General features: G+C 37.2%; 22 protein-coding genes. 9 read left to right on the forward strand and 13 right to left on the reverse strand.

Annotated features, from left to right (window positions below):
* Positions 1-5 precede the first annotated feature (5 nt).
* Positions 6-3,188, reverse strand: a complete 3,183-nt coding sequence (locus ACUN24_RS06350; protein WP_445561744.1) for an efflux RND transporter permease subunit — start codon at positions 3,186-3,188, stop codon at positions 6-8.
* A 49-nt stretch (positions 3,189-3,237) separates the two neighbouring features.
* Positions 3,238-4,407: an efflux RND transporter periplasmic adaptor subunit gene (locus ACUN24_RS06355; RefSeq protein ID WP_445561745.1), complete on the reverse strand. Its 1,170-nt coding sequence runs from the start codon at positions 4,405-4,407 to the stop codon at positions 3,238-3,240.
* A gap of 396 nt (positions 4,408-4,803) precedes the next feature.
* Between ACUN24_RS06355 and ACUN24_RS06360 the strand changes: the two genes are divergently transcribed.
* The gene (locus ACUN24_RS06360) at positions 4,804-5,178 is read left to right on the forward strand and encodes a hypothetical protein (protein WP_445561746.1); all 375 of its coding nucleotides are present in this window, start codon (positions 4,804-4,806) and stop codon (positions 5,176-5,178) included.
* Positions 5,179-5,189: 11 nt separating this feature from the next.
* Here the strand turns inward: ACUN24_RS06360 and dapF are convergent, their stop codons facing one another.
* Positions 5,190-5,972: a diaminopimelate epimerase gene (gene dapF / locus ACUN24_RS06365; RefSeq protein WP_445561747.1), complete on the reverse strand. Its 783-nt coding sequence runs from the start codon at positions 5,970-5,972 to the stop codon at positions 5,190-5,192.
* A 397-nt stretch (positions 5,973-6,369) separates the two neighbouring features.
* On the opposite strand from dapF, the gene ACUN24_RS06370 reads away from it, so the two are divergent.
* Positions 6,370-7,917 (forward strand): trypsin-like peptidase domain-containing protein, encoded by a 1,548-nt coding sequence (locus ACUN24_RS06370; protein WP_445561748.1) that lies wholly within the window; start codon positions 6,370-6,372, stop codon positions 7,915-7,917.
* Between the two features lie 58 nt (positions 7,918-7,975).
* Here ACUN24_RS06370 and ACUN24_RS06375 read toward each other — a convergent pair whose 3' ends face one another.
* A complete protein-coding gene (locus tag ACUN24_RS06375; protein ID WP_315417884.1) occupies positions 7,976-8,320 on the reverse strand; it encodes a four-helix bundle copper-binding protein in 345 nt (114 codons plus the stop codon).
* Between the two features lie 592 nt (positions 8,321-8,912).
* On the opposite strand from ACUN24_RS06375, the gene ACUN24_RS06380 reads away from it, so the two are divergent.
* The 6 genes from ACUN24_RS06380 to ACUN24_RS06405 all read left to right on the forward strand — a co-directional run bounded on the left by ACUN24_RS06380 (position 8,913) and on the right by ACUN24_RS06405 (position 13,945).
* The gene (locus tag ACUN24_RS06380) at positions 8,913-9,416 is read left to right on the forward strand and encodes a hypothetical protein (RefSeq protein ID WP_445561749.1); all 504 of its coding nucleotides are present in this window, start codon (positions 8,913-8,915) and stop codon (positions 9,414-9,416) included.
* Positions 9,417-9,738: 322 nt separating this feature from the next.
* Positions 9,739-9,930: a cold-shock protein gene (locus tag ACUN24_RS06385; protein ID WP_010599638.1), complete on the forward strand. Its 192-nt coding sequence runs from the start codon at positions 9,739-9,741 to the stop codon at positions 9,928-9,930.
* Between the two features lie 85 nt (positions 9,931-10,015).
* Positions 10,016-10,165 carry a GxxExxY protein gene (locus ACUN24_RS06390; protein WP_445565128.1) on the forward strand — a complete coding sequence of 50 codons (150 nt, stop codon included), beginning with the start codon at positions 10,016-10,018 and terminating at the stop codon, positions 10,163-10,165.
* 250 nt (positions 10,166-10,415) lie between these two features.
* On the forward strand, positions 10,416-11,096 hold the full coding sequence (locus tag ACUN24_RS06395) for a succinate dehydrogenase cytochrome b subunit (RefSeq protein WP_025143313.1): 681 nt from the start codon (positions 10,416-10,418) through the stop codon (positions 11,094-11,096).
* Positions 11,097-11,113: 17 nt separating this feature from the next.
* A complete protein-coding gene (locus tag ACUN24_RS06400) occupies positions 11,114-13,093 on the forward strand; it encodes a fumarate reductase/succinate dehydrogenase flavoprotein subunit (RefSeq protein WP_445561750.1) in 1,980 nt (659 codons plus the stop codon).
* Between the two features lie 81 nt (positions 13,094-13,174).
* Positions 13,175-13,945, forward strand: a complete 771-nt coding sequence (locus ACUN24_RS06405) for a succinate dehydrogenase/fumarate reductase iron-sulfur subunit (protein WP_121284372.1) — start codon at positions 13,175-13,177, stop codon at positions 13,943-13,945.
* Between the two features lie 1,017 nt (positions 13,946-14,962).
* Here the strand turns inward: ACUN24_RS06405 and ACUN24_RS06410 are convergent.
* The 8 genes from ACUN24_RS06410 to ACUN24_RS06445 form a co-directional block, all read right to left on the reverse strand.
* Positions 14,963-15,361: an energy transducer TonB gene (locus tag ACUN24_RS06410; protein ID WP_445561751.1), complete on the reverse strand. Its 399-nt coding sequence runs from the start codon at positions 15,359-15,361 to the stop codon at positions 14,963-14,965.
* A gap of 25 nt (positions 15,362-15,386) precedes the next feature.
* Entirely contained in the window at positions 15,387-16,019 is a 633-nt protein-coding gene (locus ACUN24_RS06415; protein WP_445561752.1) for a TonB-dependent receptor plug domain-containing protein, read from the reverse strand.
* 12 nt (positions 16,020-16,031) lie between these two features.
* Positions 16,032-18,023, reverse strand: coding sequence for a TonB family protein (locus ACUN24_RS06420; RefSeq protein WP_445561753.1), 1,992 nt, complete (start codon positions 18,021-18,023; stop codon positions 16,032-16,034).
* The gene (locus ACUN24_RS06425) at positions 18,020-18,397 is read right to left on the reverse strand and encodes a BlaI/MecI/CopY family transcriptional regulator (protein WP_121284368.1); all 378 of its coding nucleotides are present in this window, start codon (positions 18,395-18,397) and stop codon (positions 18,020-18,022) included. The genes ACUN24_RS06420 and ACUN24_RS06425 overlap by 4 nt, the downstream gene beginning before the upstream one ends.
* Before the next feature lie 212 nt (positions 18,398-18,609).
* Entirely contained in the window at positions 18,610-19,251 is a 642-nt protein-coding gene (locus ACUN24_RS06430; RefSeq protein WP_445561754.1) for a response regulator transcription factor, read from the reverse strand.
* A 2-nt stretch (positions 19,252-19,253) separates the two neighbouring features.
* On the reverse strand, positions 19,254-20,045 hold the full coding sequence (locus tag ACUN24_RS06435; protein ID WP_445561755.1) for a sensor histidine kinase: 792 nt from the start codon (positions 20,043-20,045) through the stop codon (positions 19,254-19,256).
* Positions 20,012-20,659 (reverse strand): hypothetical protein, encoded by a 648-nt coding sequence (locus ACUN24_RS06440; RefSeq protein WP_445561756.1) that lies wholly within the window; start codon positions 20,657-20,659, stop codon positions 20,012-20,014. Before ACUN24_RS06440 ends, ACUN24_RS06435 begins: the two co-directional genes overlap by 34 nt.
* A gap of 3 nt (positions 20,660-20,662) precedes the next feature.
* Positions 20,663-21,046, reverse strand: coding sequence for a hypothetical protein (locus tag ACUN24_RS06445; protein WP_445561757.1), 384 nt, complete (start codon positions 21,044-21,046; stop codon positions 20,663-20,665).
* 295 nt (positions 21,047-21,341) lie between these two features.
* On the opposite strand from ACUN24_RS06445, the gene ACUN24_RS06450 reads away from it, so the two are divergent.
* Positions 21,342-21,572 carry a response regulator transcription factor gene (locus ACUN24_RS06450; RefSeq protein WP_445561758.1) on the forward strand — a complete coding sequence of 77 codons (231 nt, stop codon included), beginning with the start codon at positions 21,342-21,344 and terminating at the stop codon, positions 21,570-21,572.
* 143 nt (positions 21,573-21,715) lie between these two features.
* On the opposite strand, the gene ACUN24_RS06455 is transcribed toward ACUN24_RS06450, so the two are convergent.
* Positions 21,716-22,513 carry an ABC transporter permease gene (locus ACUN24_RS06455; RefSeq protein WP_445561759.1) on the reverse strand — a complete coding sequence of 266 codons (798 nt, stop codon included), beginning with the start codon at positions 22,511-22,513 and terminating at the stop codon, positions 21,716-21,718.

Genomic DNA, 22,513 nt, shown 5'->3' on the forward strand with positions numbered 1-22,513 from the left:
TAATATTAATGTTTGCTGTTCGCAGTAGCCAATTCATATTCCTCTGGCGTTTGTTCATGGTCAATACCTTCGTTAAAAGGCGATTTATTACTGATGCGCTCCTGTAAAGACTGGAATATGATAAACAGGGCCGGAATTACGAAAACTCCAAATATTGTTCCGATCAACATACCGCCAACAGCACCTGTACCAATTGAAGTATTACCCGCTGCACCAACACCTGATGATAACATTAAAGGTAATAAACCAAGAATGAAGGCGAACGAGGTCATTAAAATCGGACGTAAACGTGCTGTTGCACCATCAATTGCTGCGTTGGCTATACTCATGCCTTTTCTTCTTCTATCTACCGCATATTCTACGATCAAAATGGCGTTTTTGGCGAGTAGTCCCACAAGCATGATCAGGGTAATCTGCGTATAAATGTTATTATCTACCCCGAAAATTTTGTCAAACACGAATACACCTGCTAAACCAACTGGTAAAGAGAATAATACCGCTAATGGTAAAATATAACTTTCGTATTGTGCAGCGAGTAGAAAATAAACAAAGATTACGCAAAGTAAGAAGATGAAGACTGTCTGACTTCCACCAGCCATCTCCTCACGCGATAAGCCAGAAAATTCATAGCCATAGCCTGCCGGAAGATTTTTAGCTGCCTCTTCCTGAACAGCCTTTAAAGCATCACCTGAGCTATAGCCTGCATTTGGATTACCTGTTACCGCAATAGAAGTAAACAAATTGAAACGGGAAATGGCCTGTGGTCCGTATACTTTGGTTAACGTAATAAATTCTGATACCGGCGCCATTTGCCCCGCAGAATTTCTAACAAAAATGCGGGTTAACGTTTGCTCGTTTGCACGATACTGGGCATCTGCCTGGTACATCACCCTGAACTGTTTACCGAATTTATTAAAGTTTGATGCATAAACACCACCATAATAGCCCTGCATTACACCCAATACATCACTAACCGTTAACCCAGCCTGTTTAACCTTTGCCACATTTACATCAATCTGATATTGTGGGAAATTTGGGTTAAAAGAGGTAGAAGCATATTGGATCTCAGGACGTTTACTCAAAGCCGCTAAAAATCCATTTCCAACCTCGTTGAATTTTTTAATATCTCCGCCGGTTTTATCCTGCAACTGGAACTCAAAACCGCCACTGGTACCAAAACCCTGGATAGTTGGCGGAGCGAAGAAAATAATTTTAGCACCTTTAATGCCTGCTGTTTTTGCAAACAACTCGCCAATTATGGCTTTTACATCGCGGCCTTTACGTTCATCCCATGGGGTTAATCGCGAAATTACCATACCATACGAACTGCCCGAACCACTGATCATACTACGCCCCACAACCCTTAAAGTGTTTTTAATTTCAGGTATTTTGTGTGCAATACTATCAATCTTTGCAATTACAATATTGGTTTCCTCCTGCGAGGTTCCTGCTGGCAATGAGATATCGCTCATGATGGTTCCCAAATCCTCATTTGGTACGAAACCTTTCGGCGTGGTATTCATTGTCCAGACCAATACTACAGCAAAGAAGGCAATAGCCAATCCAACAATCCATTTTTTCCTGGAAAGAAAGCTTACTGATTTTTTATATTTCCCAGTTACGGCATCAAATGAAGTATTAAAAGCATCGTAAAAACGGTTTAAAAAGTTTTTAGACTTTTTGTGTTCTTCTTTGTGCGGTTTTAAGAATAAAGCACATAATGCCGGACTTAAGGTTAAGGCGTTAATGGCCGATAAAATGATCGAAATGGCCAGTGTTAAACCAAATTGTTTGTAAAATACACCAGAAGAACCGGAAATAAAACTCACCGGGATAAATACGGCAGCCATTACCAAAGTGATCGAAATAATCGCTCCACTAATGTCGTCCATCGCATCTATGGTTGCCTTTCTGGCATCTGTATAACCTTCATCCAGCTTGGCGTGCACGGCCTCTACTACCACAATCGCATCATCCACCACAATACCAATGGCAAGTACTAGGGCAAATAAGGTTAATAAGTTGATGGTAAATCCAAATAAACTCAGGAAGAAGAACGTTCCGATAATTGCCACCGGTACACTAATTGCCGGAATCAAGGTTGAACGGAAATCTTGTAAGAAGATAAATACCACTAAGAACACCAAAATAAAAGCCTCGATCAGGGTGTGAAGCACTTTTTCAATCGATGCATCCAAAAAGTCGTTTACGTTAACCAAAGTTGAGTAATGCACCCCTTTTGGAAAAGATTTTTGAGCTTCATCAAGGGTTTTGATGGAGTTTTCGATCACCTCTTTTGCATTTGAACCTGCTGTTTGGTTAATCGCAATACCCAAAGCCTGTTTTCCGTTAAATTTAACCGAACTGGCATAACTTTGCGCACCTAATTCGATCCTTGCAATATCTTTTAAACGAAGAATCTGGCCATTATCAGTAGTCCGGATAATAATGTTGCCAAATTGGGCTTCATCTTTTAACCTACCGGTATATTTTAGGGTATATTGAAATGCCTGATTGCCAAGTTCTCCGAATTGACCCGGAGCGGCCTCCACATTTTGATCGGCCAGGGCAACGTTGATATCGTTAGGAACCAATCCGTAGGTTGCCATCACATCAGGTTTTAGCCAGATCCGCATGGTATAATCCAACGTTCCGAATGCGCTCGCATCACCCACTCCATTGATACGTTTAATCTGAGGGATGATATTGATGTTTGCATAGTTCTGCAAAAATTTCTGGTCGTAAGAAGGATCATCGCTATATAAACCAAAGATCAATACGTTACTTGCCTGTCTTTTTGCTGTAATTACTCCAGATTTGGTTACCTCTGCAGGTAATAAACTGGTAGCACGGGCAACCCTGTTCTGTACGTTTACTGCTGCAAGATCGGGGTTGGTGCCCAGCTTAAAGTTTACGGTAATGGTTGCGGTACCATCGTTACTGGCACTTGAAGTCATGTAGGTCATGTCTTCCACGCCATTGATCTGCTCTTCCAGCGGAACAACAACGCTATTCATTACCACATCGGCATTTGCACCCTGGTATGAAGTAGAGACCTGCACCGTTGGCGGGGCAATTTCCGGATATTGTGAAACCGGCAACGTAGCTAAACCTAAAACACCGAGTATAACGATGATGATGGATATAACCGTTGATAAAACCGGTCTTTCTATAAATTTCTTAAACATAATTAATATTGATTACACTACAAATAGTGTGATTGGCAACATGATATTGTTATTTCTTGATATCAGCATAAACTGAATCGGCACTTTTCTCTTCAGGTTTGATTTTAGTTCCATCTTTTAACGATTGGAAACCCTCTAAAACAACTTTATCTCCAGCCTTAAGTCCTTTAGTTACTACATAGAATTTGCCTTTGGCCAAATCCATAATCTCAATTTCGGTGTTAATGGCTTTAGCAGAATCGCCCAAAATGTAAACGAATTTTTTACCCTGTAAATCAATGGTTGATTTTTGAGGAATTAAAATTGCATTCTCAATGTGCTGAGGAATCCTTACAGAAGCACTTGCGCCATTTTTTAATAAAGAAGTAGGATTGGGGAAGGTTGCCCTTAAACTTGCAGAGCCTGTGCTGGTGTTAATCTGCCCGTTGATGGATTCGATTTTACCATTTTGTGCATAAACTGTTCCATCGGCAAGCACCAAACTCACCGCCGGGATGTTTTTCATCTGCTGGGCCAAAGTATTCCCTTTATAGGTTTTAGAAAAATCTAAAAGCTGTTTCTCATTTAAAGAGAAGTAAGCATAAACCTTTGAAGTGTTAGAAACTGTTGTTAAAGGTTGTGTACTGGTACTGCTTACCAAACTTCCATTTCTGAAAGGAATACTTCCAACTACGCCGTCAACAGGACTTTTAACTGAAGTATAACCTAAGTTAACCTGCGCATTTACTAATTCGGCTTTTGCCTGTGCCAATGCTGCTTTTCTGCTTTGAAGTGTTAATTGGGCAGCATCAAGATCGTACTTGCTGATGATGTCTTTTTCTACCAAAGGCCTGGTTTTATTTACGGTTAACTGGGCAGCATTAACATCGGCTTCGGCACTACTAATGGCTGCTCTTGCTGTGCGTACCTGTTGTTCGTATTGTGGTGCATTAATGGTGAAAAGTAACTGACCTTTTTTAACCACTGCACCCTCATCTACAAAAATCTTTTCGATAAAGCCGTCAACTTTTGGGCGGATGTCGATATTTTGGATACCTTCAATCGTTGCAGGGTAATCAGAATCTAAAGTGGTATTTTGTGTATTTACGGTAAAAACCGGGTAAGCTTGTGGACCAGCTGCTGCTGCAGCTGCGGCTTTTTTAGCAGCATCGTTGTTTCCGCAGGATGCTAAGAGCATACCCATGCTCATGCTAAAAAAGAGAGTTGTTACTTTTCTCATGGACTATTTCTGTGTGTGTATAAATTTGAATTTCCGGAATTAAGAGCGTCGTCAAAACTTAGGACTTCAATTTCCGCAAATAATTGTCCAAAAATAGCGCCTAACCAAAAATAAATCTGTCCAAATTCTGTCATTTAATCAATCGATTGATTTATTTCGTGTTGTAAACTGCGCTTGTCTTGTTTTAAATTGCTGTTTTTTAGATTTTTAAGTATTATTTTTTAACCAGAAATGAATGTGTAAATATCTTGAGACAGATGTTAAATGCTGTTAAAATTGCTTGTTATGAAGCAATTTTTAAATGATTAATCCTGTTTGTTTTAACAAACAAAAGAGTTGTTAGTGTATGTTTACATTATAACATATTATCTTGCTATAACTTCTAATAATGACGATATGAAATATTTTATGGTAATACTCTTATTGTTATGCTGTGGTTGTTTAGTGCCGGGAGCGCCTCATTGGTTTAAGTATAAATCAAATGGTAAATATGTTGATTCGGTTATTATAATTTCTTATCCCAATGCTTTAACTTATAAATATAAATCTGCAAAAAGAGATTATGATAGTATTTTAGTGCTTGATCCTATTCATAGAGTTTTTCGGAGGATGGAAATTAAAGAAAATTTTTATTTTAATGAAACACCATACTACTCTTTCCATAAAAGAGAGTCATGGAATTTAGTCAAAATGGAAAAAGTGGATTACGTCATTATTAAAAAGTATCATCTACATTCGGTTACTGTTGATACCCTTTGTTATATAAAGTGAGTTAAGGCTATTTACTCCACTTCTCCCTCAAAAACCAATTTGGCCGGGCCACATAAAAATACATTGGTGAATGCTTTACCATCGTAGTCAAATTCTATTTTAATATCACCGCCCAAAACCTTAATATCAGTTTTAACATGGCCGGTTTGGTTTTTATGTTGTGCCATAGCCATAGCCACCGCTGTTACGCCGGTGCCACATGCATAGGTTTCATCTTCGACCCCGCGTTCGTAAGTACGAACAAATAAATGATCACCTTTATCTTCTACAAAGTTTACATTTATACCTTTTTCTGCATAAGTTGCATTGTAACGTATGTTCTTTCCTTCGGTAAAAACGTCAAAATCTTTTAAATCGCTTTGCAGAGCAACATAATGTGGCGAACCCGTATTCAATACGTAAGCTTCGCCATCTTTGGTAATGGTATCTACATCAATCATTTGTAAATCAACCCATTCTCCATTTTCTGAAATTCTGGCATAATGAGGGCCATCTACTGCCAAAAAGTTTGTTTCGCGATCGATAATGCCAAGCTGTTTGGCAAAGGCAACAATGCATCTGCCACCATTTCCGCACATGCTGCCCAACTTGCCATCGGCATTAAAATAATGCATCTCAAAATCGTAATCCTCGTGCTTGGTAATGAACATTAATCCGTCAGCACCAATGCCAAATCTTCTGTGGCATAATTGTTCAACTAGTTGATTGTCAATATTTTTTAACGGACTTGTGGTGTGGTCTATCAAAATAAAATCGTTACCTGCACCCTGGTATTTAAAGAAATTAATTTTCATGAAAGCTTCATTTTTTAATGCAATATTTGAGTTGCAAAAGGTAATAAGCGGACTGTGTTTTTTAATTTAACATTTTTTAACACAAAACTAAGTGCTTTGAGGATACAAATATCGTTTATATGGTATTAAATTTGAATAAACTTGCTAAAGAAAATTTAAGCAGATAAAAACTGCTGGAGCATCCTGCTTAGATCAAAATGAAAAACGCTCCCGCAAACAATAACATTTAACAAATGAAATATGATAAGCTAACCATTAGCTAGCAAATTAGTTTATAATAAATCATGGCTTTAAAAAACAATATACAGACACATGAAACCATTAAAAGCTAACAATTTTAAAGCAATACTAAGCTTTTAATAGCTTCATGACCATTAAAAAAACAATATACAAACACATGAAAAAAATATTAGGAATTACCGTGTTAGCTGCTTTTATAGGTGGGGCAGCAGCAATTGGAGGTTACAAATTAGTTGAGCGTAACCAAACAGGCAGTACCATTACCGAAAAACAGAATTTGTATTTCGCCAATAACCCACTAAAAGTATCATCAGCAGGTGCTACAGATTTTACACAGGCCGCAGCAGCAGTTGCGCCAGGTGTGGTTCACATTAAAACAACTTACGCGGCATCGAAAGGGCAGGGTTCTTCTTCTCCTTTTGATATGATGGAAGATTTCTTCGGCGGCGGTGGTCGCCAGATGCAGCGTCAGCCAAGAGCAGCATCAGGATCAGGTGTAATTATCAGTCAGGATGGTTATATCGTTACCAACAACCACGTAGTAGAAAATGCAGAGAAGGTTGAGGTGGTTTTAACAGATAGGCGTAAAGTAGAAGCAAAAGTAATTGGCCGTGATCCGAATACGGATTTAGCATTAATTAAAGTAAATGCAACGGGTTTGCCTGTCGTAAAAATGGGTAATTCGGATAATGTGCAGGTTGGAGAATGGGTATTAGCTGTAGGTTTCCCTTTAGATTTAAATACAACAGTAACAGCAGGTATTGTAAGTGCAAAAAACCGTAGTATTGGTATTATTGGTCGTGAGCAACAAGGCAATGAAATTACAGAAGAGGAATACCGCGAATACCAACGTACCGGAAAAAGACCAGATCGTCCGGCAAATACCAGTATCGAATCATTTATCCAAACAGATGCGGCAATTAACCCTGGTAACAGCGGCGGTGCCCTTGTAAATGCAAATGGTGAATTGGTAGGTATTAACTCAGCAATTGCTTCGCAAAGCGGTTATAACCAAGGTTATGGATTTGCAATTCCAGTTAACTTAGCCCGTAAAATTGTTGACGATTTTATGAAATATGGTTCAGTTAAACGTGGTTACATTGGCGTTAACTTTGTGCCATTAAGTGGTGAGGAAAAACCTGAAGGTATTAAAACCAACGAAATCAGTGGTTTGTATGTGAATGATGTAGTTGCTGGCGGCGGTGCTGCTGCTGCGGGCATTAAATCAGGCGATGTAATCAAAAAAGTTGATGGCGTGGTAATCAACGATTCACCTGATCTTCAGGAAAGAGTTGGTCGTTTAAACCCTGGCGATAAAGTTAAATTAACTGTACTGCGTAATGGTGCCTTGAAAGACTATACGGTTACCCTTAAAGGCGAAGCCAGTGTAGGTTTAACGGCGAATAATAATGGAAGTAAAGGTGCCGAAGTAAGTAAATTGGGTGCGACTTTCGCTCCGGCTACCCAAGCGCAGAAATCTAAATACGGCATTAACAGTGGTGTAGTCGTAACATCAGTTACCACCGGAAAAGCTTTCGACAATATTGGGGTTGAAAAAGGCTTAATTATTACCAAAGTAAACGGACAACCTGTAAATTCTGTGGCCGATGTTCAAAAAGCATTGCCTTTAGGAAGAAATAATATGGTTAGTATTTCTGGTGTTGGTGAGCAAGGTTCATATAACTACAGCTTCCCTGCACAATAATTAACAGTAATAAATAGTTTGAGAGGCTTCCCTGGTTTAAATCCGGGAAGCCTTTTTTTTAGTCTTGTTTTATAGGTTCGTGGTTAGCATGACAAGCGTCTGCACATTCCTCGCAGGCCACAGCACATTGTCTGCAGTGTTCATGATCATGTTTGCTACATTCAGCCGCACAAAGCCTGCATATTTCTTCACAAAGTAGTAGATACTGGTGGCCAATAACTGAATCTCTTTGTAGCAATCTGGCCGCCTGGGTACAGATATCTGCACAATCTCTATCAAGTTTAATACAATCAATCATCATGTTGATGTCTTCTTCTTTTAAACATGATGATGCGCAATGTTCACAAGCTAAAGCGCAATCCAATAAAGCCTGGATCAAAGCATGGTTGTTTCTCGTTTCCATATCTGTAGTTATTTTAGTTATAAATGTTTTGTATAGTAATAACCTTCTGTGAATTAAACTGTTTTTAAAAAATGAATTGAGGAGTTTTAGTTGATCTAATGGTCTGTGTCCCACAGACTATATCGTTATATCTTTTTTGCCACGGATGAACACAAATTAAGACGGAGAATTTGTTATCCTGAATATTACGTCTGTGTTCCATCGGATATAGATTCTTCACTGCGTTCAGAATGACAACTCATGGTTTGTAACCCTGAGCGTAGTCGAAGAGCCTTTTTTCTATGGCTTACTATCACTCCATGGCCTGTTAATAAAGGAATTGCATCAATTTGTTCAGGTCCGGTATTTCATAGGGCTGAGATTCTTCACTGCGTTCAGAATGACAATTGATTTGAGTGTAGTGGAAAGGTTATTTGTTAAAATATCTTAAATCTGTGTTGGTCAGCAACGTTTTTTATACGTTAACCAATATTCATCCGTTTTTCATAATCAAGATTTAGTTTCGCTACTACCGATTGATAATCAGCCTTTACCAATACGCTAAATTATTTTTTTATAGTTCCATTTGAATCAGCAACAAAAACAGAATATTATGGCTTTAGCTAACATTAACCTAAGTGTAAAACAATATTTCAATTTCATGTGTAGAACGGATTTTGAAAGGCGGATATTTCACGATACTTACAAAGAATTTCAAAAAAGATCCAAAATATACAGCTTCGATCAACACCTGCATACCTTTTCTCAGATGCAGCAAGCGAATGAAAAGGCAAATACGCTAAATCAAAAACTTCAGTATTCGGTAATGGACAGCATTGCAGCCTTAGAACATAAAATGCCTGTTTTAAATGATCTCGAAGATCATCCGGTCCTTTTCGATTTAGCCGAATTACATATTTATAATTCTGATCTGTTAAATAAAGCAGCTCATATAGTTTCGATCACCTATACAAGTCCGGATTTAATTTTACACGAAATCGTTGGTGATTTGCTCATCTTAAGCTACGCTGCCAAAGCCCACGAAACGTTAGTTGTAAAAATTACAGAAAACCTGATGGTAAATTATGAGCAGCGCGAAAGTCTTGTTTATAGTTAAATTTAAACTGGGTTGCTATAAGGTAACTTTTGGTTCTGCATCTTCAATGTTATTCATCAATAATTAACAGTCGGAACAAAGTAGTTCATTTTGTTGTTTATGTTTTTTTACGCAGAAAAGCGATTGGACAAGGCCTGTTTTGAACATGTTTTATGGATAAAACCGGGCGGTACATCAAAAATTAATGGATTAAATTTGGCCCCTAATAGGGCTTAAAAGGCAAATAGTCAATGTATTTAGTATATATTCTACAATAAAAAAAATAAAAAATTGATTTATAGGTATTTAACTCTATCTTTGGTTCAAATTAAAATACAATATAATGCAACAAGGAACAGTAAAATTTTTTAATGAAACTAAAGGTTTCGGATTTATCACTCCATCTAATGGCGATGCCGAAATTTTTGTTCATGCTTCAGGCTTAATCGATAACATTCGCGAGAATGATACCGTAAACTACGATGTAGAAGAAGGTAGAAAAGGCCTAAACGCGGTAAATGTTAAAGTAGCTTAAGAAAACTCGAACACATAAATCGTAAAAAGTCCCGATGCAAATCGGGACTTTTTTTTATGCCATTATTTTTTGAAAGATATCGAATATTCTAGCTGTTCATCACGCACAACTCCAAACCTATATGAAACTTCTTAATGCTCCTCAGGGATTATTGATTAATTTTTTTACAGAGAATATTACAAAAAGCATTGTGCCTATAGTAAATGAATATTTCAGTATTTTACCAGACAGATAACTTTAACAATCTTTTACACGCACTTAATGCTCTTAATTCCTTAATGGTTAAAAAACGTTAGGGCATGCCGTATATTTAACCAATACTAATAATCGAAACCTTAAATAATCTCCTATTCTTTTGATTAATTCCGAATATGCTTTAGAATGTTTCTAAATAAATGTTTTATCGCTGTTTTGTCATAATCGTTTATAAATTAAACTCATAATTAGATACTTTTGCAAGAAATTTAGATATAAATCCTAATCAAATGAGTGGTTTCGGAAATGCGTTTTCTTCATCAATAGGGAAGAAATTCATAATGGGTATTACAGGTTTGTTCCTGATACTTTTTTTAATTGTACACTGCGGTATTAATGCTTTAATTTTTATTAGCGACGGTGGTTTGACATTTAACGTAGGCGCACATTTTATGGCCACCAACTGGATTATCCGGGCTGGCGAGATTGTGTTATTTATTGGTTTGCTTGCACACATTTTTCAGGCTTTACGTTTAACATTGCAAAATCAGAAAGCACGTCCGGTTAAGTATGCCGTAAACGATGGTAAGGCAAACAGTAAATGGTACAGCCGTTCTATGGGCTTGCTAGGAACGCTTTTGCTGATCTTTTTGGTCGTTCACCTGAAAGATTTTTGGGTAGTTTCCCGTTTTACAGGCATCCCAACAGTTGATGCCAACGGACATGAAGATCTTTATGCGGTAATGAAAGAAAAATTTCAGGATCCGGTAAGGGTTGCAGTATATATTTTGGCTATGTTTTCTTTATGCTATCACTTATTGCATGGTTTTGCTTCTGCATTCCAAACATTAGGATGGAACCACTCAAAATATAATGGTATAATTAAAGGAGCTGGCGTTTGGTATTCGATTATTATTTCGATCCTTTTCGCAGCCATGCCGATTGCAGTTTATTTCGGTCTTATTCAATAATTTTTAGCACAAAAGATATGTCAGATATTAATTCAAATATTCCAGAAGGCGAATTAACCAGCAAATGGACAAAATATAAGTCTTCTGTGCCTTTGGTAAACCCATCGAACAAAAGAACTATTGAAGTAATCATTGTAGGTTCGGGTTTAGCAGGTGCTTCGGCAGCGGCTACTTTAGCCGAGATGGGTTACAAAGTAAAATGTTTCTGTTTTCAGGATTCACCACGTAGAGCACACTCAATCGCTGCTCAGGGTGGTATTAATGCAGCAAAAAACTATCAGAATGATGGCGATAGTGTTTATCGCCTTTTCTATGATACGATTAAAGGTGGCGATTACCGTGCCCGCGAAGCCAATGTGCATCGTTTGGCCGAAGTAAGTGCCAACATTATAGATCAATGTGTGGCACAAGGTGTGCCTTTGGCACGTGAGTATGGTGGCTTGTTAGATAACCGTTCATTTGGTGGTACACAGGTTCAACGTACTTTTTATGCCGCTGGTCAAACTGGTCAGCAGTTATTATTAGGTGCATATTCTGCCTTAGAACGCCAGATTGGTATGGGTAAAGTAGAAATGTATACCCGCCACGAAATGCTTGAGGTTGTTAAAATTGATGGCAAAGCACGCGGCATTATTGCACGTAACTTAATTACAGGAGAAATCGAACGTCATTTTGGTCATGCAGTGGTATTAGGAACAGGTGGTTACGGAAACGTATTCTATCTGTCTACCAACGCGATGGGAAGTAACGTTACAGCAGCGTGGAAAGCGCACAAACAAGGTGCTTATTTTGCAAACCCTTGTTATACGCAGATCCACCCAACCTGTATCCCGGTTTCTGGCGATCACCAGTCTAAATTAACCCTGATGTCTGAATCGTTACGTAACGATGGACGTATCTGGGTTCCTAAAAAGAAAGATGATAACCGTAAAGCTTCAGAAATTCCTGAAGATGAAAGAGATTATTATTTAGAACGTCGTTACCCTGCTTTTGGTAACCTGGTTCCTCGTGATGTGGCATCCCGTGCTGCAAAAGAACGTTGTGATGCAGGTTATGGGGTAGGAGCTTCTAAATTGGCTGTATATTTAGATTTTAAAGCAAATACAGAACGCTACGGAAAAATCGAAGCTTCTAAAGCAGGTAACCACAATCCTGACAAAGAAACCTGCATGCGCTTAGGTACTGAGGTAATTAAAGCTAAATATGGTAACCTCTTCGATATGTATGCGCAGATTACAGGTGAAAACCCTTATGAAACCCCAATGCGTATTTATCCTGCAGTTCACTATACCATGGGTGGTTTATGGGTTGATTATAACCTGATGACCTCTGTACCTGGTTTATATTGTACAGGTGAGGCTAACTTCTCAGATCACGGTGCTAACCGCTTAGGTGCATCTGCTTTGATGCAGGGTTTGGCTGATGGTTATTTCGTTCTTCCTTACACTATTGGATCTTACTTATCGAAAGAAATTTCAGTAAAAGCAATTCCTACTGATCACCCTGCCTTTGTAGAGGCGGAAGAAAGAGCAGTTGGTATCTTAAATAAGCTAATTAATATTAAAGGAACTAAGTCGGTAGATCATTTCCACAAACGTTTAGGCCACATTATGTGGGAGAAATGTGGTATGGCCCGTAACGAAAAAGGTTTAAACGAAGCAATCCAGGAAATCAGAGCACTACGCGCTGAATTCTGGAGCGATGTTCGTGTCCCTGGAACAGCTGATGAGTTAAATACCGAACTCGAAAAAGCAGGTCGTGTAGCTGATTTTATCGAACTGGGCGAGTTGATGTGCATTGATGCTTTAAACCGTAACGAAAGTTGTGGTGGCCACTTCCGTGAAGAATATCAGACAGAAGAAGGTGAAGCCTTACGTGATGATGAGAACTATGCTTACGTAGCCGCCTGGGAATTTAAAGAAGGTGTAAACTTCGAACTTCACAAAGAAGAATTGAAGTTTGAAAATATTAAAGTTGCACAAAGAAGTTATAAATAGATAAGAGATGTGAGATGTGAGACATGAGATGAAAATCTTAGTTCTCATATCTAATGTCTCAAATCTCAAATCTGAGATACAATGAGTACAGGAAATATGAACTTAACGCTAAAAGTTTGGCGTCAAAAAAATAACAATACCAAAGGCGCTTTGGTAGATTATAAATTGGCCGATATTTCACCGGATATGTCTTTTTTAGAGATGTTCGATGTATTAAACGAACAATTAATTAACAAAGGTGAAGAACCAGTTGTATTCGACCACGATTGCCGCGAAGGAATCTGCGGAATGTGCTCTATGTTTATCAACGGGCGTCCACACGGTCCAAAAGACCTGGTTACTACCTGTCAGTTGCATATGCGTTCTTTCAAAGATGGCGATACCATCGTTGTTGAGCCCTGGAGAGCAGCTGCTTTTCCGGTAATAAAAGACTTAACCGTAGATCGTTCTGCATTTGATAGGGTTATTGCTGCTGGTGGTTTTATTTCGGTAAATACAGGTAATGCACAAGATGCCAATAACTTACCAATTCCTAAAATGCAGGCAGATGCAGCTTTCGAAGCGGCAGCTTGTATTGGTTGTGGTGCTTGTGTGGCAACTTGTAAAAATGCTTCAGCAATGTTATTCGTTTCCGCGAAAATCTCTCAGTTGGCATTATTGCCACAAGGCCAGCCAGAGCGTTACCGCAGGGTACAAAGCATGGTTGCACAGATGGATGCTGAAGGTTTTGGTAACTGTACCAATACTGGTGCTTGCGAGGCCGAATGTCCTAAAGGAATCTCTTTAGAAAACATCGCTCGTATGAACCGTGATTTTGCATCAGCAAAATTTATTTCAGAAGAAACCATTTAAAAATATACTGTGTACTTGGTTTAATCACCAGGTTCTTGAGCCTCCACGTTGTGGGGGCTTTTTAGTTTACCAATTCATGGCAGCTAAGGTACTATCATGTTCCTTATTTTTTAGATTAAGAGCCTGTTTAAATTTTATTCAATTACATTACTTCTCCTAGTTTGTGACACTGAGCGAAGTCGAAGTGCTTCTCTTAACTATAAAAAATTGTCTTTGACTACGCTACCATTGACGTTATTTTACAAATTATTATTAATCAACACTTTAATTACTTTCGTATTTCCGCCCAGCTAGGCCATAGCACGATATCTCCGTTCTACTTAAATCCGGCCTAACAAATTTTTCGGGCTGCACTGTCCAAGCCAGGCTACTAGCTTCGAAAGAAAACGGCGAAGCCCTCATGAATGCAGCTGAATTTATAAACAACAAATGAATAAATTTTCAGCCGGCAGTTTTTGTTTTTTCACTTGCTTTTATTTTTTCAATTGTGTTCAAGCTAGCTGCGCTGGTCTTTTTGATGCCAAAAAGAAAGAGCCCTTCGGCGGCGGCGAGCCGAGGCAAGACTGCGCCCTGGGACAAGAGAAGACAATTATACGTCACTCATATTGATTTTAAACAATTAATTAACCCTTAGACTGACATACGAAATAATTTTATTTAATTTTTAAACAGGCTCTAAGAATACGCGAATCAATATTTTAGTCGTTTATTCATTAACTAGTGATTAAACTGATGCACATTTTAACATTTGCCGACTGTTATGAAAACATACGAAACTTTAGGTTTGAAAATCGAAAGCTTATATAATCAGATTGACTCGAAATAAAAGTTTGCGAAAGTGGCAATAATCCTATGTGTGCATATTAATTTTTTACGTATTTAGAAATTTTATTCTGTAATATTTGCATATACATTAAAATTTTTCTAAATTTAGTCTTCCGAGACAGGAGAAAAAACATAAAACCCCGGCAATTTTGCTGGGGTTTTGTGTGTTTAAGCCAATTGCCAATTTCGGATTTAATTCATACTAAAGTTAACGTTGATATGGTATTTCACACGAACAGGTTTTCCGTTTAATAATCCAGGCCTCCATCTTGGCGATTTGTTCAATACTCTTAAGGCTTCGTCATCTGTTTCTTTTGTCAGGCTCTTGGTAATTTGAATATCTGTTAGCGTCCCATTTTTTTCTATTACAAAAGAAGCAAATACTTTTCCCTGAGTACTGTTTTTCTTAGCTATTTCAGGGTACTTAATCTCACGACCTAAGAATTCATAAAATTTCTTAATGCCTCCAGGATAATCGGGTACCTTTTCCAGGGAGGTAAAATCATAAATTTTGTCTGAATTGTCTTGTGCTTTTGCTTGATTTAAGCACATAGCGATGCCCGTTAGGGCTAAAAAGATTAGCTTTCTCATTGTTTTTTGTTAAAATGTTAATTATTTAGTTTCCCTTGGAAGTTTCTTTAGGCTTTTTGCTGGTAATAATCACCACTCCATTTTTGCCCTTATCGCCGTATCGTTTTTGCGAGTTTGCATCTTTGAGCACCTCTATTGATTCGATGGATTCGCCATTTAAGTTAGGATTAGTAACCTCTTTTCCATCTACAACGTAAAGTGGTTTGGCTTTATCATCGAAATCTCTGTTTAGCAAGTATCGCCTTATTACAGGAGTTTCACTATAGGGTAAAGGACGGACGTTTAATCCTGATACTTTTCCTTTCAAATTAGGTTCATCAATTTTTATAGGTGCGGCCTTAAGTCCATAATTATTACTCAGAGAACCATTTTTGGTTTTAACTTCTATTACACCTGCAAAACCATCAGTGCCATACCGGGCTGTTGCTAAACTGTCTTTTAAGATGTTTACAGCTTCAATGTCATTTGGATCAACATTGTTAAGTGATGCTGTGCCCCTTATATACTGTTTATTGCCATCTATTACAATTAAATGTTCAGTACTTAATGTTGATATTCCCCGGATTATAACTTTAGGCATTTTGGTACTATCTGTTTTTTGGGCAAAACCAGCTAAACTAAAGCCCATCAGCATGGTAAATATGATTACGTTTTTCATATTGAATTTTGGTTAGAATTTTTTTTCGAGTTCAAAAAAGTCATTGTTCTTATTTATCGAAAGTTCTTTCGAGTTAAGTGGCCTGAAAACATTGCTTTTTGCACCTTTGCTGGTAACTAAAATTACACCACCCTTGGCTTTTGGCCCGTATAGATTCATTGCAGTTTGATCTTTTAATACTTCTATTGATTCGATACTGTTTGGGTTTATCGTATTCAACTGACTGTTATCTGATAATTTAACGCCATCTACAATGATTAGCGCATCAAGATTTGTACCCTTCTTCAATCTGATCCGGTCGCCGGGAATGCTACTTGCTTTAGTCTCTTTTATAGGTACAGGGTCGTTTAGTTTGAAATTAACGTTAATATTATATTTAACTCTTACTGCTAAGCCGTTCTGAATGCCTGGGTTCCACTTTGGCGATTCTTTTATAACCCTCATTGCTTCTTCGTCTGTTCCACTTCCTAAACCCCGTGTAATTTGGACATCTGTTAACGAACCATCCTTTTCAACTACAAAGCTGAGGAAAACTTTACCTTGCACATTATTATCCTGCGCCATCTTCGGATATTTAATACTGCCACCCAGGTATTTATAAAATTGGGTTATGCCACCTGGAAATTCCGGCTGTTTCTCAATCGAAACGAAATCATATACTTTATCTGTATTTTCAGATTTAATGACATTGGTGTCTTCACCAGTAGTTTTAGGCAGATAAGATATGATATTAATCCTGTTCAGATTTACATATTCGCCTGATTCAGGTAACAATTCATTCCTGAACACTTTTGAAGATTCCGGAATGCTAAAACTAACCGTTAAAGCATATTTGCCATCAGCTACAGCTTTAAATCCTTTGTAAGATAAAATTGCTTTCTTCAATTCTTCATCACAGCCAGCACCTAGTGCTACATTTGATGTAATATTGGTAACTTTTCCACCTGTTAAATTAAACCTTACCTGGGCATTTCCCTGAATTTGATCGCTAGTGGCTGTCGTTGGGTATTTGATGTGCCTGCCTAGAAACTGATAAAATCCGGTCCAGTTTGGATCTGTTTTGCCATCAACCGAAATTTTAGGTGCTATAGTTATCCCCTCTGGGGCTGTAACCATGTTTTCAACCAGCTCAATCGGCTTATCCATAGGCATTTGATCAGTAATGGATAATAATTTCTCGTTTTTACGAACAGTAGCCGATGAAAATACAATGAGAAGGGCAAATAGCGGAATAAAGATTCCATACTTCACAATCGCTATCTTTTTAGATCGCTCCTTATGAAGCATGAAAATTCTTTTTTTGATCAATGATTTTTCTAAGAAGCCATTTGTTAAGGTATTTGGTGAAATACCAAATGACTTGCTCAATAACAACATGGCATATTCAGCTTTATCACCCTGAAATTCGGCGGCAAGTTCGTCAGCTAAAAACTCGTGGATATTTTTAATGGCTTTCTTGTAAAGATAAATCACCGGGTTTAACCAGGTAATAATCCCTATAATTTCGAAAAATAAAATATCTACGGTATGCCATTGCTTAATATGTGCTTCTTCATGAATATCAATCACATCCATTTGTGGTAATTGCTGATCAATTACTTTTTTGCCAAAAAAAGAGAAAGCTGAGCCAGCCTTATTTATAGTAATGAGTTTTTTAACTGCTAATAAATTAAATACCAATCTACCTAAGAAGAACAAAGTACCTGCGCAATAAATGTAAACGAATGCATTTCCCCAGTTAAAACCAGTATTACGTTCTGTTACAATTGTTGCCTGTGCTAATACAGCTTCCCAATTAACTGAAGTATAAACCTGCTGCGCTGCCTTCTGTTCCGTAAGCCACTCTAAACGGATAAATGGTATGCAGAGGGATAAAGCGCCCGCAGATATTAAATAAATGCGGTTTAAAGTAAAGTAGGTCTCCTTATCTAACAGTAATTTGTAAAAGCCGAAAAAAACAATTAGGTATAAGTTCACCTGTAAAAGGTAGTGGGCAAAACTCATTTTGGCTTATGTTTAATTTTATTAATCATTTTTAAAATTTCATCAACATCACTTAAATCCAGTTTTTCTTCTTTAACGAAGAAAGAAAACATACTCTCTACCGAATTTTCGAAGTAATTGCCTAACAGCTTTTCTGTTGCATGGCGCTTGTACTCTTCTTTACTGATTAAAGGGTAATACTGATGGGCCTTACCAAAGGCTTCGTGACCAATAAAACCTTTGGTTTCTAAAATTCTAATAATGGTTGATACGGTATTGTAAGCCGGTTTAGGGAGGGGTAATTCATCAATAACCTCTTTAACGAATGCCTTCTCCAATTGCCATAAAACCTGCATAATCTGCTCTTCGGCTTTGGTTAAATCTTTAATTTCCATAATAGTTAATAATAATAATAAGGATGATGGCAAATGAATTGCCTTAACTAAAGTTAAAACTAATTAGTTAGTTGTCCAAATTTTATTTAATAATTATTTTGAAAAGTAAATTCGGTGCAAATTTCTTTTACTTAGGGATTATTCTTTACAAATAAATTGTATAATTTTTAATCGTATTTTACTGTAATACAGTGCTTTGATTGTAGTCTGGGCTAGATGTTAATCAGGTTGTTTTTGATGCCGTATACCACTAATCCGGTGCGCGACTTCATGTTTAGTTTAGCAAAAAGGGATTCCCTATAGTTGTCAACTGTTCGGGGGCTAACATTCATGAGGTCGGCAATTTCTTTATAGGTAAGCTCAGTGCTGCAATGTTGCAGAAAAGTAAGTTCCCTATCAGAAAATGTTGGTTTAATGCCATTGTCTTTTAAAGCGACCAAAAGCCTGCCCGATACGAGCTCATTTATATAGAACCCTTTATTTACAATTACTTTAATGGCTGTTAATAAATCAGATGGTGTAGCTTCTTTAAGCATATAACCTCCGGCGCCAGCTTTGAGCATCCCAATTATTGCTTTTTCATCTTCGAGCATGCTTAGTGCAAGTACATGAACATTTGGATGGTTGGCTTTAACCCATTTAGTGGCGGCAAAACCATCCATTACCGGCATGTTAATATCCATTAAAATAAGCTGAACTTCAGCGTGCTGATTAATTTTAGTTTGAAGATCGATTCCATTCATGGCTTCGAACATAACCTCTATTTCATCAAATTCTGATAATAAACTAGCTAATCCGGAGCGGAAGAGGGTGTGGTCATCAACAATTGCAATAGAAATACTTTGGTTCTGCATAATTAAGGGTAGGGGATTTCAATTGAAATAGACGTACCTTCGCCAGGCACCGAATTTAGTGCTAATTTTCCATTGATCATCTCAATTCTTTTATAAATTGAATTTAGCCCCATTCCAGATTTTTTAGCTTTAATCATATCTTGGTCAAAGCCTATACCATTCTCAGTCACCTTTAAATGTAAAGCACTATTCTCTAGATAAGAATCGATCTGTATATATTTTGCCTGGGCATGTTTTATAATATTATTGATAATTTCCTGCAATAAGCGAAGAATGATCAGATCCTTATCAGGAGATGTGATCTGAAGATCTACCAATTGGTTATTAACTTTTAGTTCATACGTTCCTGCTTTATTAAGCCAGTTAATTTCCTGATCTATTGCATGGCCAATGCCATTTTCTACCAGTTGCTCTCCATGTAACAGCTTGGCCAGCTCTCTTAATTCTTTGATGGATTTGCTAACAAGTGTTAATGAATTATCGATTTTCTTTTTGGCCTTTTCTCCATCATTTAAATTTATAGAGTTTAAGGTGAGTGTGGTAAGACTGAGCAACTGGCCAACATTATCATGTAATTCTGTTGCTATACTTTGCATTGTTTGATCTTGTACTTCAATGCGGGTTTGAAGCATTTCGGACTCAAATTTTTGTTGCATATGCTGCTTTTCCAGAAAATGGTTTTTTTTATGCTGGTTGTAAGATCTGATATATAAAATCAAAAATACCGGCACCAGTAAGAATACCAATGTCGAAATGGCAACTAAGAGTGCAATTTTCGTTGTTTCATTCTGCATATAAACGAATATACCCAAAGGCTATATAAAATAAGGTTTAACAATACGTAAATACAATATCTTAATGTTGCAACACCTATAATTTTTACTGTGAATAAGCCATCAAAAATATTCGACATGGTGCTTCCGAAATAATAAAACAGGACACCTGTTACCCACCAAAATTCGGGATGGGTTTTGATATTGATAAAGTTTTCATCTTTTAACAACAGGTAGTAATAGTAGAGGCAATAAAGGGTGAAAAATACAGACATTACGCTAATGGTAAGCGTATTTGAATCAGTAAATGGATGCGTAAAAAGAAAAATGAAATAGGTAAGGTAAATCACACCCGAACCGATTAAAAAAATAGGTTTCGGGCTGGTGTATTCTTTCAAACAACAATAAAGGCCATATAAAATGGTACTGCTTTCGAATATTAAAAAGATATTGAAAAGCCATAAATTGTGTGTGTGTTTCGACGCAAGATAAATGGCATAAAGTTCTGTACCCAAAGCAATGGCAATGTAGCAGGTGACTACCTTCCAAAAAACCTTCTTGTCTTTCCAAACCAACAAGATTGCGCTGGTTAAACAGATAATCTCCGATATAACTATGGGCGATATGTACCTCATTCTTTATAAACTGGTTCCTTCACACATATCCGGGCATGCAGTACCCCTGTTTTCAATATTGCTCAAATCATCTCTATGGTTTTCTTCGCCGTTTCCATTGCCATTACCCACGCCTGGTGTAGTTGGTACCAACAGTAAAGTATTTCTGCCTTCATAAGATTTAGGAACACCTTCTATTGCTCCTTCTAAATACTGTGCAAAATAAATTCTTAATCCATCATATTTGCCTTCGCTCATTGATTTTGCGATTTCTAAAATCTGCTCAGCGGGAAACCATACTGCCTTTGTGTAAGATTCTGTAGAAGTCATCCCGTCTTTGGCATAGGCAACAACCATGGCCTTCGCAACCTTCGGATCGATAGGTTCCATATTTAATTTTTTGCTCATAAAATTAAAAGAGTTTTTTGGTTTGTAAAGAGACTAAAAATCGATAATAAATTATGATCTAGCAAGAAGTATTTACAATTAAATACCGTAAAAATACCCTTCTATTTAAGGCATTTTACGCTAACATCAAATTGCGCTCCGCCACTACTTTTGGTATACAATAACAACTAAATATTTGTGATTGTAAAATAAATACTGTCTATCTCATGAAAACAAACATTTTGGACTGATATCAAAATAAGTCTGTTTTCTAGTAAAGCTTGACCATTAAAAACATTCACCATTAATTCTCAAAATGATAAATAACATCCTATTGCAGGAAAATCATAGTTCGATTAGCGAAAGGGAAGTCGAAATTGTACACCTGTTATCAATGGGCTACAACAGTAAAGAAATTGGCTCAATGCTTTTTATTAGCGAGCATACGGTTAATACACACAGAAGAAACATGGTAAGAAAGCTCGACCTTAAAAATTCTTATCAGTTAATTGTTTGGGCATTTAAAGAAAGAATATTATCCATCTAAGGATATAAAGTACATATAACCTCTCATTCTAACAATAAAACCTGCTATTTGATACTAAAGTCAAATTAGCAGGCTTTTGTTTGTAGGTATGTTTATTTGGGTAATTACTTTTGTTCTTGAATTCTGTTGGTGATTAAGCGGGATTACTTTATGCTCTTTTTGGTTACGATAAAATAGCCAACGATGAAAAGAACCGAAGCATAAATTAAACTTGTCCATATTTCTTGCGTAAAAACAGGAAAAGCTAATGGATCAGCACCTTTTGTTACTTTCGTTATTCTTAAAGCCAACGTCGGTAAAGAATAGGGGATTACATAAGCATATTTCCAGCCTACATTTGCAGTAATAATGCCCATAATGGTGCCAACAAAACCAATGCCCATTGGTTTAAGGAAATCGCTCCATAATAAACTTAATATAAACTGTAGCGATAAAATCCCTAGAGAAGCTAAGAATAATTTAGCGTAAGAGTTAATCAGAATATTTGATGGGTTGTATTGATTAAAATTAAACTTAGGGATTAATACCTGTAATATGTGACCAAATGTGTAGGTAAGTGTAGCAAATAAGAATAAGCAGATAAATATTAACAATACTGCATACAGGTATTTTGCCGCATAAATCGAAAATTTATTTAAGGGTTGGGCAAATAACATTTTCCAGGTATCGTTTTTATGTTCAATATTATTGACTGAAAAGGCCATGAATATGACATAAAAGGGCATGATCAAAAAACCCATTACGCCGAGTGCTGCACCGCTATAGTGAGCCCATAAGAGCATTGGAGGATAATGGTTGGAGATGATTTTTTCAGCGTCGTAATAAAAGCCAAAGCTGATTAAGCCGCAAATAATAATAGGTAATAGTATGGCTGCCCAGAAAGCTAAAGTTTTTCGGGATTTGTAAAATTCTGATACTAAAGAAATATAAAGAGCGTGCAT

The organism is Pedobacter sp. WC2501, assembly GCF_052682415.1.